Annotated in this window: 14 protein-coding genes; 5 read left to right on the top strand and 9 right to left on the bottom strand. The window is 64.1% G+C overall.

The features are described from left to right. Nucleotides 1-10: 10 nt before the first annotated feature. Nucleotides 11-658 (top strand): hypothetical protein, encoded by a 648-nt coding sequence (locus N1032_RS18665; RefSeq protein WP_259540841.1) that lies wholly within the window; start codon nt 11-13, stop codon nt 656-658. A 57-nt stretch (nt 659-715) separates the two neighbouring features. Here N1032_RS18665 and N1032_RS18660 read toward each other — a convergent pair whose 3' ends face one another. From N1032_RS18660 to relB, 4 genes are all read right to left on the bottom strand, one after another. Beyond that, nucleotides 716-922, bottom strand: a complete 207-nt coding sequence (locus N1032_RS18660) for a cold-shock protein (RefSeq protein ID WP_259540835.1) — start codon at nt 920-922, stop codon at nt 716-718. Between the two features lie 166 nt (nt 923-1,088). Beyond that, a complete protein-coding gene (locus N1032_RS18655) occupies nt 1,089-1,583 on the bottom strand; it encodes a CarD family transcriptional regulator (protein WP_259540834.1) in 495 nt (164 codons plus the stop codon). A 55-nt stretch (nt 1,584-1,638) separates the two neighbouring features. Further along, on the bottom strand, nt 1,639-1,911 hold the full coding sequence (locus N1032_RS18650; protein WP_259540832.1) for a type II toxin-antitoxin system RelE family toxin: 273 nt from the start codon (nt 1,909-1,911) through the stop codon (nt 1,639-1,641). Next, a complete protein-coding gene (gene relB, locus N1032_RS18645; RefSeq protein WP_259540830.1) occupies nt 1,908-2,180 on the bottom strand; it encodes a type II toxin-antitoxin system RelB family antitoxin in 273 nt (90 codons plus the stop codon). The genes N1032_RS18650 and relB overlap by 4 nt, the downstream gene beginning before the upstream one ends. 103 nt (nt 2,181-2,283) lie before the next feature. Between relB and N1032_RS18640 the strand changes: the two genes are divergently transcribed. Continuing rightward, entirely contained in the window at nt 2,284-2,910 is a 627-nt protein-coding gene (locus N1032_RS18640) for a hypothetical protein (RefSeq protein ID WP_259540821.1), read from the top strand. Between the two features lie 48 nt (nt 2,911-2,958). Here the strand turns inward: N1032_RS18640 and N1032_RS18635 are convergent, their stop codons facing one another. The 3 genes from N1032_RS18635 to N1032_RS18625 are packed head-to-tail and all read right to left on the bottom strand — an operon-like array spanning nt 2,959 to nt 3,836. Continuing rightward, nucleotides 2,959-3,201, bottom strand: coding sequence for a hypothetical protein (locus tag N1032_RS18635; RefSeq protein WP_259540819.1), 243 nt, complete (start codon nt 3,199-3,201; stop codon nt 2,959-2,961). Between the two features lie 32 nt (nt 3,202-3,233). Further along, the gene (locus N1032_RS18630; RefSeq protein ID WP_259540817.1) at nt 3,234-3,455 is read right to left on the bottom strand and encodes a hypothetical protein; all 222 of its coding nucleotides are present in this window, start codon (nt 3,453-3,455) and stop codon (nt 3,234-3,236) included. Between the two features lie 3 nt (nt 3,456-3,458). Then, entirely contained in the window at nt 3,459-3,836 is a 378-nt protein-coding gene (locus N1032_RS18625; protein ID WP_259540815.1) for a hypothetical protein, read from the bottom strand. A 316-nt stretch (nt 3,837-4,152) separates the two neighbouring features. Between N1032_RS18625 and N1032_RS18620 the strand changes: the two genes are divergently transcribed. The 3 genes from N1032_RS18620 (at nt 4,153) to N1032_RS18610 (ending at nt 7,528) form a co-directional block, all read left to right on the top strand. Continuing rightward, nucleotides 4,153-5,130: a hypothetical protein gene (locus N1032_RS18620; RefSeq protein WP_259540813.1), complete on the top strand. Its 978-nt coding sequence runs from the start codon at nt 4,153-4,155 to the stop codon at nt 5,128-5,130. A gap of 248 nt (nt 5,131-5,378) precedes the next feature. Further along, the gene (locus N1032_RS18615) at nt 5,379-6,131 is read left to right on the top strand and encodes a hypothetical protein (RefSeq protein WP_259540811.1); all 753 of its coding nucleotides are present in this window, start codon (nt 5,379-5,381) and stop codon (nt 6,129-6,131) included. Continuing rightward, a complete protein-coding gene (locus N1032_RS18610; RefSeq protein ID WP_310795970.1) occupies nt 6,128-7,528 on the top strand; it encodes a helix-turn-helix domain-containing protein in 1,401 nt (466 codons plus the stop codon). Before N1032_RS18615 ends, N1032_RS18610 begins: the two co-directional genes overlap by 4 nt. Nucleotides 7,529-8,344: 816 nt before the next feature. Here the strand turns inward: N1032_RS18610 and N1032_RS18605 are convergent. Beyond that, a complete protein-coding gene (locus N1032_RS18605; RefSeq protein WP_259540809.1) occupies nt 8,345-8,932 on the bottom strand; it encodes a biotin transporter BioY in 588 nt (195 codons plus the stop codon). Between the two features lie 49 nt (nt 8,933-8,981). After that, nucleotides 8,982-12,395 (bottom strand): pyruvate carboxylase, encoded by a 3,414-nt coding sequence (locus N1032_RS18600; RefSeq protein WP_259540807.1) that lies wholly within the window; start codon nt 12,393-12,395, stop codon nt 8,982-8,984. Nucleotides 12,396-12,427: the final 32 nt, after the last annotated feature.

Here is a 12,427-nt window from a genome sequence, read left to right as displayed (position 1 = left end):
GGGTGGGGGCATGAATGGGGAGCGCCCTGGGGCTGACGATTTTCGGGCTGACGCAGTGAAGTGTGCAGGGATCGTGGGGCCGTTCTCCGAGATGCTGCTGGATGAGGACGTTGACGCATTCACGCGTCGACGCCTGGAACCCCATGTCCAACTGCTCGTGGGATTGTTCTGGTCGGCAGGGGAGATCCTCGTCGACGAACTCTTCGAGGACCTCACCGCCATGAATGCCGGCAATCTCGACGCCGAAGAGACGATGGCGTTGCATGGTCTGCCGGAACAGTTCCAGGACCGCTACGACGGACGGTTCCTGCACCAATTCCTCGTCGCGACCGTGGTCGTGACGACTCGGGTGGCGACGTCGTGGGAGTACCCCGCGACGATCGCCGAAGCACTGGCGGTCAAGCTGCTCCTGGACCGGGTCGAAGTGCTGATCGACACCTACGAACTCGAGTTCGACGAAGGATGGCGGGACGATGTCGAAGGCGTCCTGTTCGAGGACGACGACCACGAATTGCTCTACTGGGATCCCGAGGAGCTCACCGCCAACCCCCGAATGCTCGACGGTTCGGTGAACCTCGACTACGCGAGCTGGTTCGTGCCATTCCGCTCGCCACCGCGAACAGCGCCGTTCGCAGTGTCAGACACGCCCGCACAGTAACGACCCATGGTCGAACCGGATTGCCGCAGAGCGGGAGCCGGATGGTAGGTGCTGGCGTTAGTTGATGGCCCGAACGTTCGAAGCTTGCGGGCCTTTTTGGCCGGCCTCGATGTCGAACTCGACCCGCTGATTCTCATCGAGGTTTCGGTAGCCGGACCCCGTGATCTGACTGAAGTGCACGAACACGTCGGCGCCACCGTCATCGGGGGAGATGAACCCGAACCCCTTTTCTCCGTTGAACCACTTCACAGTCCCGACTGTCATCTCATACTCCTTCACCGATGCGACCACCTTGCAGGGGCATCGTAGCGAACGGGGGTGTCGGGGCGGGGATGTCGGAGAGTACGTCCCCCGAGCCGGCCTCCCGGAAGCGAACAGCTGACGCCACCACTTGCCAACCCCGCTACGGCCTGATGGTTTACAGGACGGGTCAGTGGGTGGTGTGTTCCTGGAGGACAGTCTCGACGGCCGTCCCTGCGTCGGCTTCCGAGCGATCAAGAGAGAGCGCGAGCTCCGACTCGACGGTATGACGGGCTTTCTGCAGCATCGCTTTCTCGCCCGTCGACAGGCCGCGGGAGACGTCGCGGCGCCACAGGTCGCGAACCACCTCAGCGGCTTTCAGCACGTCGCCGCTGGCGAGCTTCTCCTGATTCGCTTTGTACCGCCTCGACCAGTTCCCCATGTCCTCAGGGATGTCGGTCCGGATAACCGCGTACACCTCGTCGACACCTCCGCTGTCGATGACGTCACGGACTCCGACGTCCAGGATGCTGTCCGCAGGAAGCTCGATAGTCAGATCGTTCGAGTGCACACGCAACTTCACGTAAGCGACGTTCGCGCCTTTGACGACCCGGTCTCTGAGCGCGACCACAGTAGCGGCCCCATGGTGCGGGTACACCACCGTGTCCCCGATCTCGACCTGCATGTGTTCTCCATTCACTCCACCAAACGACACCACATCACTCCCCTCAGGGTGTAGATCAGTCGTAGATCGTGGCTCGGTCGCCGATGTCTAAGGCGACGATCACCAGCTCGCCGCGACGGATATCAAGGATCGCCCGGTAATCCCCGACCCGTATTCGCCACAACCCGGTGTACGGCCCGCTCAGTGCTTTGCAACGCACCGTGGGATTCTCTAGCCCACTGAGGTCATCGAGCGCTTTCACGATCCTCCGCGCGATTGCGGGATCGAGCTTGCGAAGGGCGCGCATAGCGACCCGGTCGAACTCGATCCGCCAAAGCGGTCCGCTCACTCGACAGGCTCAGAAGGCATCGCGTCAAGGTCAGCCCGGGAGACCCCAAGCTCTACCAACACATCTTCCAGGGGCACGGTGTCGCGGGCTCCAGCGCGAATCGCTTCGGCGCGGGCAACGACGCCGTATGCGTGTTCGAGATCGTCTAGGTGCTCGGAGAGCGCCTCGCGGAGGTAGAACGCCGCGGGACGACCGGTGGTCGCGCTCAACGCATCCAGCCGGTCTTTCAGATCATCGGGCAGACGAACACTCACCACTCCTGTAGACATGTTTACAGTCTCGCACACGTCCCACGTTCTGCGCTCGGAGCGGCGCCTATGCACATTGGCCGCCCGTCGGAGTATCGACATCATCTTGGGTAGCGTCGATCTCATGCCTGAATCGGATGCACCAGCAACGGGACTGGTGTCGACGCCTTCCGATGTCCTCGAGGCCGCGGAGGCGTTCGGTAACCCGCACAACGCTGAGATCACCGCGTACCTTTCCGCCCACCCAAGAGCGACGTTCGGCCACATCTTCACAGCGCTGCGCGACAGCGGCGTCGATGTTGTGAAAGGGACCCTTTCCGCCCGGCTCCGGAAACTCGAAGCCACCGGAGTCATCTTTGGTGACCCGTCTCCCGAAGAGAGGGGCCGCGGCAAAGTAGTCCGGTACTCACACGATGCAAGACGGCTCAATCAGCTCGCTTCACGGCAGCTGGACTACATGCTCGGCTTACTCGACGAAGACGTCCCCGCTGAGCAGGTCGGGCTGCCTGCAGCTTCAGCTCTTCGTCCGCTCGACCTGGTGAGCGCGAAGATCCTGACCTATCTGACCCTCAACGATTCACCCAGACCCGACGAGCTCCATCAGGTACTCAGGGAATTGTCCTCACCTCAGCGCTTGTCGGATCTCATCGCTATCGGTCTTGCCACGATCGACGACAACGACCATGTGCGTCTGGACCAAGCGGCCGTCACCCGCGCCGCTCGCGTTCTTTTCGAGGTTTCTGTCCACTGACCCCTTGCGCTGCCAATTGTTGCGGCGCTGAGCTTTGGTCGCCGGTTCTTAGTCCCGAAGTTCAGATAGGAATAGTGCCCAGCGCGAATCAGCCTCTTCACCGGTGTCGTAAACGCCGAGCCAGGCGTCAAACGCGGGGGTGCCGATGAGTTTGATCTCGACACGGAGGACGTGCCGGGAGCCATCTGTGCTTACCTTCGGTACCAGCGACACAACGTGCTCGGGGTTGATCCACATGCGCGCTGCACCAGCGGGGCCGTCCCGATCGGGGAGCGATACGAAGCGCGCCATGAGCCCACTGTGTCAGGCCGATAGGGATCGGATCAACGTTCGAGATGCTCTCGGAGCGCCCGAACGGCCGCTTCCGGGCTGTTGAATGCTCCGAGGTCGAAGACGCTGGACGTCATGGCGCTGTCGTCTGCGTGGCTGAGTCGGTAGCCGTCCGGCTCCCTCTCGACGCGCCACGAGGTTTCAATGAGGGCGCCGTCGAGTTCCTGGACCACCCAGTAGTGGTGGTCCTCGATGCCTCGGGCGAGGTAGATCATTGGTTAGTCGGTGCTGGTGGGCTGTTTGTCGAACCAGCGGACGACACCGTTTGCCGAGTGCGCCGCGCGTAGTGCGGCGGAGGCGGTGTCGAGTGCGGCGGCCGCGCGCTCGAGCTCGGCGGCTGCAGTGACTGTTCCGGTGGCCCCGTCGCCGCGGTCGTCTTCGCCGGCGTAGTGGGTTCCGTCGACGACGCGGGAGTGCCAGGCGCTGAGTTGCCGTGTCACCTGCTCGAGGTCATCAATGGTGGCCGTCAGCTCTCCGAGCAGCGTGTACGAGGTAGAGGGCGACGGTACGTTCCTTGTCGAGTGGGCGAGCGTGCGAGCCTTCTCGGAGAGCTCGCGGGCGACCTCGACCTGGCGGTCTTCCTCGTTGACACTCATGCTGCTCCGTCCGTTGCTCTTGGTGAGTTGTCTGCGATCAAAGCGCATCCACTGAGGCTGACCTGTAGACGTCGGCCCGATGGTCGACCCGCAGGATTCCGATCGTTCGGGCGTCATCATCGATCGTATAGACCACGGTCACGTATGAGTGGCGAAAAGCGACCACTACTCGGCAATCTCGGCGCAGGCCCGAGGACCTTCGGTACGGCGGCGGTGAACCATTCCGGACGAGCTAGAAGACGAACCGCGTTGGAGGCGAGGTAATCTCGGATCGTCGCTCTTGGTGCGGGGAGGTGATCTAGTGGAGGGGTGCGCAATGGAGCAGGACGACCCGGACGCAGGCCCATGGGTCTCGAGGCTTCGCCCCACGATCTTTGAGGCGCGAAAAGACTTTGCGGCACTCCACGGCTACCTTCACGTTGTAACCCGCGAGATCGACCGTAGCTTCGACGCCGTCGTCGACCAGGTTGACCTCGACCCAGAGAACCACGACATGGGAGACGTCTATTGGGAGGCCGAGAAGATGTTCGGTGCGAATCCACTCGATATTTCTGCCCACACCGGACTGATGCTGGTCAGCCGCGCCGTAGCGCTTTCGGAGATTATTTTCGCGTCGATCCCGAGCATGCTGTTCGTCGACGCGGACCCGTTCGTATACAACGGTGACCATTCGTGGTCGCGCAAAATGGCGGGGCTTTTCTACAAGACCTGCTTGAACAGGCCCGTGAACATCGCGGATGGCGCAATGAAGCCGATCACGCAACTGCGAGATCTATATGCGCACGGTTACGGCCGACCGCGCCGAAAGGAGGAGGCTGAGAAACTCGCTGCAGCTCTGCATCCGCATCTTGGAGCAGCTGAGCCCACTCCCGAGGAGAGAGCGCTCGGCTTCGCCGATCGCCCCTACGTGTTTGGGTTATACGCTCAGTACGACCCCGGAACCGGCCTCTCGGAAGAGCACTTCCTGCCACTCGTCGCTGAGCTCAGCCCTGTTGCAACGCGACGACTGATTCTGCTTGTCCAAGAACGCGTCGAAGCGGCGCTTCTTGCCGCCTCCTGGGGTATCAGAGATCCTCTGACAGAAGAAAACAGTAAGTTCCTTCGAGAGTGGGCCAAAGAAGAAGTTGTGCGGCAGGAGGCGGCCGAGGCGAAGCAGGCCCAGCAAGTCGCCCGAGCACAAGTTGTTGAGGCGCGTGTTCTCGCTCGCGCCGAAAAGTACCGACAGGCGCGTGCGGCAGGCTTTGCGCGTCGGGACGAAATGAGAGATTCGCGAAGCCGAGGCATTGCTCCGTGAGCATCTTGGCGTGGGCGCACGCAAGACCCCGGAGATCCGGTTGGGCATCGAGAGGATGGCTAGCTAGTTTGCCGCAGGCGCGTCGAGCAATACGCATTGCCCGCGACAAAGGCACGTTCCCAGCATCGCGTTCGAGAATGAAGCGCTACCGCGCGAGTCTTGTTCGTTCTCATAGCTTGATTGACTGAATTCTGCTTTTTTCCAAAGTCGCATGCTATTGTCCATAAGACCAGCGACGGGAGTCCACTATGTCCGATCAGGTCGAACTCGACTGGAGATCCGAATTCACCGTCGGCGACCTGGCGACTTTGCGCTCCGCCATCCCTCAGGCCATCCAGGCCAGCCAGGAGCGCTCGGCTCGAGCACACACCGCATACGCAGACCCTGACGGCGAGCACGATGTCTACGGGGTCGGAATGGCTCGAGGGGCACAGAAAGAGCTGCTTTCCCTGATCAAAGGTCTCGATTCCTACGATGAACGCCGCGTCCCCGGCACCCGTCGAACGTTGACATACGTCGGCGACGCTCTGATCTTCCTGCAGCGGGTTGGTAAGAAGATGCCCAAGAACCACCGCCGGCTCCGCCTGAGCTATTTGCCGGAGCAACGACGCGACATGTTCGCCGAAGCAAGCAACACAAAGTATGTGGAACCGGGCGGACTTTTTGAGATGCCTGCGCAACCCCAAGGCGATGACGACGTCGCGCGCCTCTCCGACGTGCTGGGAATGATCGAAGCCGGAGGCCGGCACATCACCCTTTTCGTGCCCTACTACAGCAGCACTCCTTTCACCGTGGGGTCAATGTACTGGGCGCCGGCACGACTCCGTGGCCGGTACTTCGAGTTCACAGATCCTGAGCGGCTCGATTACGTCAAAGCGCCCGTGACCCGGCCGATGAAAGACACCAAGCCCAAGCCTGTCGGAGGTTTCGCCGACGGCAGCCGGCCCCGGACCAAGACCGCTCTCCGTCCCCGCCCAGAAGACGGAGAGGGCCAGAAGTGACACCCGATTCCCCTTCTCTGGCGGACGTGGCCAGACTTTTTGATCCTGCACGGCTGACTCAAGCGCGGCGGGTGTGCAAGATGACGAAGACTGAACTGCACCAGCGGGTTGGGGTCTCTGCAGCAGCGATCGGACAGTATGAGCGTGGCGAGGTCAGGCCTCGAGCGGAGACGATCGCAGCCCTGGCTGAAGCTCTCCGTGTACCTCCAGGCTTCTTTTCACACGGCCGACCGAAGGCGCAGATCGAGATTGCCGAGGCGTCCTTCCGGCGTCTACGAGCCACGACCGTGGGGCAGCAACAGCAAGCCACCGCCTACGTGGAACAAGCCTGGGAACTGAGCCGCTACCTCGAAGAGAGCGTCGAATTTCCAGTCTTGGATTTGCCGGAGTGGGCGATGCCCGAGAGCACCGACGTCCCCGATCCCATCACAGCTGCACGGGCGATGCGGCGCCACTGGGACCTCGGGACCGTGCCTGTTCCGTATCTCGTCTATCAACTTGAGCAGCACGGCATCCTCACGGTCTTTTTCTCAATGAAGGAAGAGGGCAAGCCAGACGACAAAAATCGAATTGACGCATTCTCGACCACCGCACTTCCGCGTCCCATGATCGTCTTGACGCCGGACAAGGCGAACGACGTCCTGCGCCACCGCTTTTCCGCGGCACACGAATTGGGGCACATCGTGTTGCATCACGGAAGGCAGGGCACTGATAGTCAGATGGAGCGGCAGGCCGACGAATTCGCTGCCGAGTTCCTCACTCCTCGAGACGTGATCCGAGACCTCCTCCCGACCAGGATTAACTTCAATCGACTCGAAGAACTCAGCCTGTGGTGGGGTGTCTCCGTCCACTCATTGCTCTACCGATCTCGTGAGCTCGAGCTAATTTCTGAATCGACCGCCCGCCGGGCGTACATCACGCTTAGTAGTACTCCTCGGCGATCGCAACCTATCTGGGACTTTCCGGGCGAACGGCCGGAACTTCTGAAGAACGCTATCGAACTGCTCGAAGGAGTCGGCGTCTCACTCGTGGACGTCGCCTCGAGCTTGCAGATGACCCCTAGGCATGTTCGCCGGCTTGCCGATATTGACGACCCTCAGCCAAAGCTTTCGCTGGTGAGGCCTCTAGACGACCGCCAAAACCTGGCGGCGACTCACGGGGACACCGTGGGTACCCATGAAGAGGAAGGAGCCACCATGGCCCATCGATCTGCAATCACCGGGCGCTACCTGTCCAACGCGGCCGCAGCCCGGCACCCGAGGACCACCGTCACGGAATCGTCGGGTAGCAACAAGTCGACCGGTACACACAGCCGCTCAGCCATCTCTGGTCAGTTCATCACCGGGTCGGCTGCCGCACGGCACCCCAACACGAGTGTGACCGAGAAGGGCAAGTAGCGCCGGGGCAAGTAGGGGCGTTCGATCTCAATGTCAGTGAGATCGAACGCCCCTACGTTTGCCACCATAGTGACTCAGTTCGTTGACTCTCCACTGCAGTCGACATGGTGGTTCCATCTGCTGCGGAGTAAGAGAACCAGCAAGCGTGCAGGCATGTCGACGGGCCATTCTGCACGCGTCGCGGGGGACTCGATCATTCGCAGTGGATGCGAATAACCAGTGGTTGACTTGACATAAGGTACATTATCGGTATCGCGAATGTGTGCGGCTGGAAGGCTGCCTGTGAGTGGCCGACGTCGTCAAGAATCATCAGCTGAGACCATGACTCGCTACGTGCAGCCCTTGATCAGGCGGATCAAGCTACTCGCGCTGCATTAGCGTGTCGCGCAGGCCTTGCCGCGCGACGGCCTGCGTGGCTACCGATGCAGGCGAAGCTTCTGTCACTCGTTTCTTTCACCGTCTTATGCGGAGCTCGGCAGTCGACGTGGGACCGAGCTATAGAGAGCAAGAATCGACATCCGACGTCACTCTGAATTGGCACACGGCGCCGTCGACCTCTTCTACATCCGATTGCCAAATTCGGTGCGCTGCTACCCCAAGCACTGCCAGGAGGATAGCTCCATCGGTAGCCCTCAGCCCGACCGGCGGCTCAACAGTTAGTTCCCAAAGGGCCTTTTCTGGTTCAAATAAAGACCGGCTGCTTGGAGGGGCTAGTTCCACCTCGGGGGGCCCAGACTTGCGCCGAGTACCCGCATGAAATGGTCGACCGCCACGCGAACAAGGCATTGTGCTCCGGAGTACTGAGCTATCCGGCGGTCAAGACGCGCCTCGACCGGCGCTACGCCAGGCGAGCGGCATTAGCACCGCGGCCAAAGCTGTCTTGATGACACCACCGACGATGAACGGATAGAGCCCGGCCGCGAGGGTCTGTCCAAGGTCGAGGCCCAAAACCAAAGCCAGCCATGGCAATCCGAAGACGAAGGGAAGCGCCGTTCCCGCTGAAAATACCGCGAGCGAGGGAAGCACACGCCGGTCCCACGCCCGCTCGGCAAACCACCCGGCCAAGCCTGCGGCCGCAATGAAGCCGATGATGTACCCTCCAGTCGGGCCAGCCAGGGTCTGCCAACCCGATGCGGCGTCGCTGAACCAGGGTATCCCCAGCACCCCAGCTGCGGCGTAGAGCAGCAGGGCCAGCGAGCCCCTCAGCGAGCCGAGCGCGCTTCCGACCAGCAACACCGCCAGCGTCTGCCCCGTGATCGGCACCGGCCAAAGCGGTACCGCAATCTGGGCCGCCAAGCCCACGAGACCGGCACCTGCGGTGACCAGGAGAGTGTCGGAGGCGAGGCTTCGTGTGCGGAGCACCCGATCCGCGAATGTCACTGCGCGCGTGGTCGCGATTGTCATAAATACTCCTTCAGTGAGTGGTGAAAGTGTGGGAAATGGTGCAACGGCGTCAGGGCGTGGGGGTCACCACGGCAATCAGGTCGCCGGCTTCGACCTGCTGGGTGGTGGGGATGGCGAGACGGGAAACGGTGCCGGCGACCGGGGTGGTGATCGCCGCTTCCATCTTCATCGCCTCTATGGTCGCGACGGGCGCCCCGGCGGCGACGGTGTCGCCCACCGCGACCTTCACGGTGACGACGCCGGAGAACGGAGCCGGCACCTGCCCGGGCTGGGCCGCATCCGCCTTCTCGGCCGTCTTGGTCTCGACCCTCACCGAGCGGTCGCGCACGTTCACCGGGCGCAGCTGGCCGTTCAAGGTCGTCATGACGGTGCGTTCGCCCTTCTCGTCGACCTCGCCGATGGCCTCGAGGCCGACGAACAGGCGCACGCCGCGGGCGATCTCGACCACGTGCTCGGTGCCCTGCTGGAGGCCGTACAGGTAGTCGACGGTGTCGACCACGGAGAGGTCGCCGAACAGCTCGCGCAGCTGCTCGAAGGTGCGGGTCGGGGCCGGGAACAGGAGCCGGTTCAGGGTCGCGCGCCGTTCGGGGCCGGCCGCATCCGGAGCGATCGCGGCCAGGTCGGCGTCGTCGACCGGGGTGACCCCGACCTTCACGTCGCGGCCCGCGAGCACCTTGGTGCGGAACGGCTCGGGCCAGCCGCCGGGCAGCTCGCCCAGCTCGCCGGCCATGAAGCCGACCACGGAGTCGGGGATGTCGTAGTTGCCCGGGTTCTCTTCGAAGTCTGCCGGGTCGGCCTTGACCGCGGCGAGGTGCAGGGCGAGGTCGCCGACCACCTTCGACGACGGGGTGACCTTCGGGATGCGGCCCAGGATCTTGTTCGCGGCGGCGTACAGGTCCTCCACCCGCTCGAAGTCGTCGGCGAGACCCAGCGCGATCGCCTGCTGACGCAGGTTCGACAGCTGCCCGCCCGGGATCTCGTGGTTGTAGACACGGCCGGTGGGGCCGGCAAGTCCCGACTCGAACGGGCGGTAGACCTGGCGCACGGCCTCCCAGTACGGCTCGAGGTCGCTCACGGCCGCAAGCGACAGGCCCGTGTCGCGCTCGGTGTGGGCGAGCGCGGCGACCAGAGCGGATGCGCTCGGCTGACTCGTGGTGCCGGCCATCGGTGCGCTGGCCACGTCGACCGCGTCCGCGCCCGCTGCACTGGCGGCGAGGAGCGTCGCGAGCTGCCCGCCTGCGGTGTCGTGCGTGTGCACGTGCACCGGTAGATCGAACCGCTCCCGGAGGGCAGACACGAGCTTCGCGGCGGCGGCCGGGCGCAGCAGCCCCGCCATGTCCTTGATCGCCAGCACGTGCGCGCCGGCCCCGACGATCTCGTCGGCCAGGCGCAGGTAGTAGCCGAGCGTATACAGGTCTTCGGCCGGGTCGAGGAGGTCGCCGGTGTAGCAGACGGCGACCTCGGCGATCGTGCTGCCGGTGGCGAGCACCGACTCGATCGCGGGGCGCATCTGCGCCACGTCGTTCAGGGCGTCGAAGATGCGGAAGACGTCGACGCCGGTGGCGGCGGCCTCACGCACGAACGCATCCGTCACCTCGGTGGGGTACGGGGTGTAGCCGACCGTGTTGCGGCCGCGGAGCAGCATCTGGATCGCCACGTTCGGCAGGGCCTCCCGCAGCACGGCGAGGCGCTCCCACGGGTCCTCCCCCAGGAAGCGCAGCGCCACGTCGTAGGTCGCGCCGCCCCACGCCTCGACGCTCCACAGCTCGGGGGTGAGCCGAGCCACGTAGGGCGCGACCGCGACGAGGTCGCGGGTGCGCACGCGGGTCGCCAGGAGCGACTGGTGGGCATCCCGCATCGTCGTCTCGGTCACCGCGAGGGCGGTCTGCGCCCGCAGCGCCTGAGCGAACCCGATCGGACCGAGCTCGAGCAGCTTCTGCCGGCTGCCGGCGGGGGCCGGGATGGTGAGGTCGACGGCGGGGAGCTTGTCGACGGGATGCACGGTGACCGTGCGGGGCCCGTTCTGCTGGTTCACCGTGACGTCGGCCAGCCAGTTCAGGACCTTCGTGCCCCGGTCTTTCGACGGATGACCAGCCAGCAGCTGCGGCCGCTCCTCGATGAAGCTCGTGCTCAGGTCGCCGGCGGCGAACGACGGGTCGTCGAGCACGCCCTGCAGGAACGGGATGTTCGTCGACACACCCCGGATGCGGAACTCCGCCAGCGCACGCCGGGCCCGCCGCACCGCGGCCGGGAAGTCGCGGCCGCGGCAGGTCATTTTGGCGAGCATGGAGTCGAAGTGGGGGCTGATCTGGGCGCCGACGTCGACGGTGCCGCCGTCGAGGCGCACGCCCGCGCCGCCGGGCGAGCGGTAGGCGGCGATCTTGCCGGTGTCGGGTCGGAAACCGGCCGTGGGGTCCTCCGTGGTGATGCGGCACTGCAGGGCGGCGCCGTGCAGCACGATGTCGTCCTGGTGCATTCCGAGCTCGTCGAAGGTGCTGCCGGAGGCGATGAGCATCTGCGACTGCACGAGGTCGACGTCGGTGACCTCCTCGGTGACCGTGTGCTCGACCTGGATGCGAGGGTTCATCTCGATGAACACGTGCTCGCCCGCCCGCTCCCCCACGGTGTCGACCAGGAACTCGACCGTTCCCGCGTTCACGTAGCCGATCGACTTCGCGAACTTGATCGCATCCGAATGTAGCGCCTCACGCAGCTCGTCGCTGATGTTCGGCGCCGGCGCGATCTCGACGACCTTCTGGTTGCGGCGCTGCACCGAGCAGTCGCGCTCGAACAGGTGCAGGGTCTCCCCCGTCGAATCGGCCAAGATCTGCACCTCGATGTGACGCGGCCTGAGCACCGCCTGCTCGAGGAACATCGTCGCGTCGCCGAAGGCGCTGTCAGCTTCCCGCATCGCGGCCTCGAGCGCGCCGCGCAGCTTCTCACGGGTCTCGACCCGGCGCATCCCCCGACCGCCACCGCCCGCGACGGCCTTCGCGAACACGGGGAAGCCGATCTCGTCGGCCGCGGCGATCAGCACGTCGAGATCGGTCGTCGCTGGAGACGACTTCAGCACCGGCACTCCCGCGGCTATCGCGTGCTGCTTCGCGGTGACCTTGTTCCCGGCCATCTCGAGCACGTGCTCGCCCGGGCCGATGAAGGTGATGCCGTTCTCCGCCGCCGCCTTCGCCAGCTCGGGGTTCTCCGACAGGAAGCCGTAGCCGGGGTAGATCGCATCCGCCCCCGCTTCGAGCGCGACGCGGATGATCTCGGAGACGTCGAGGTAGGCGCGCACCGGATGCCCGACCTCGCCGATCTGGTAGGCCTCGTCGGCCTTCAGTCGGTGCATCGAATTGCGGTCTTCATAGGGGAACACCGCGACGGTCTTCGCACCGAGCTCGTACGCGGCCCGGAACGCCCGAATCGCGATCTCCCCACGGTTTGCAACCAGTATCTTCTTGAACACGGTTCCTCCTATCGATCGGGTCTACACAGTGG

The organism is Herbiconiux daphne, from assembly GCF_024979295.1.
GTDB lineage: Bacteria > Actinomycetota > Actinomycetes > Actinomycetales > Microbacteriaceae > Herbiconiux > Herbiconiux daphnes.
Note: the sequence above shows the minus strand (reverse complement) of the source record. Positions and strands in the feature narration are given on the sequence as shown.

Bases quoted from the DNA above. Each gene is read 5' to 3' on its own strand.
- N1032_RS18655 (WP_259540834.1), bottom strand. From the start codon at position 1,583: ATGCAGGTCGAGATCGGGGACACGGTGGTGTACCCGCACCATGGGGCC.
- N1032_RS18630 (WP_259540817.1), bottom strand. From the start codon at position 3,455: ATGATCTACCTCGCCCGAGGCATCGAGGACCACCACTACTGGGTGGTC.
- N1032_RS18625 (WP_259540815.1), bottom strand. From the start codon at position 3,836: ATGAGTGTCAACGAGGAAGACCGCCAGGTCGAGGTCGCCCGCGAGCTC.
- N1032_RS18635 (WP_259540819.1), bottom strand. From the start codon at position 3,201: ATGGCGCGCTTCGTATCGCTCCCCGATCGGGACGGCCCCGCTGGTGCA.
- N1032_RS18640 (WP_259540821.1), top strand. From the start codon at position 2,284: ATGCCTGAATCGGATGCACCAGCAACGGGACTGGTGTCGACGCCTTCC.
- N1032_RS18660 (WP_259540835.1), bottom strand. From the start codon at position 922: ATGACAGTCGGGACTGTGAAGTGGTTCAACGGAGAAAAGGGGTTCGGG.
- N1032_RS18605 (WP_259540809.1), bottom strand. From the start codon at position 8,932: ATGACAATCGCGACCACGCGCGCAGTGACATTCGCGGATCGGGTGCTC.
- relB (WP_259540830.1), bottom strand. From the start codon at position 2,180: ATGTCTACAGGAGTGGTGAGTGTTCGTCTGCCCGATGATCTGAAAGAC.
- N1032_RS18620 (WP_259540813.1), top strand. From the start codon at position 4,153: ATGGAGCAGGACGACCCGGACGCAGGCCCATGGGTCTCGAGGCTTCGC.
- N1032_RS18615 (WP_259540811.1), top strand. From the start codon at position 5,379: ATGTCCGATCAGGTCGAACTCGACTGGAGATCCGAATTCACCGTCGGC.
- N1032_RS18665 (WP_259540841.1), top strand. From the start codon at position 11: ATGAATGGGGAGCGCCCTGGGGCTGACGATTTTCGGGCTGACGCAGTG.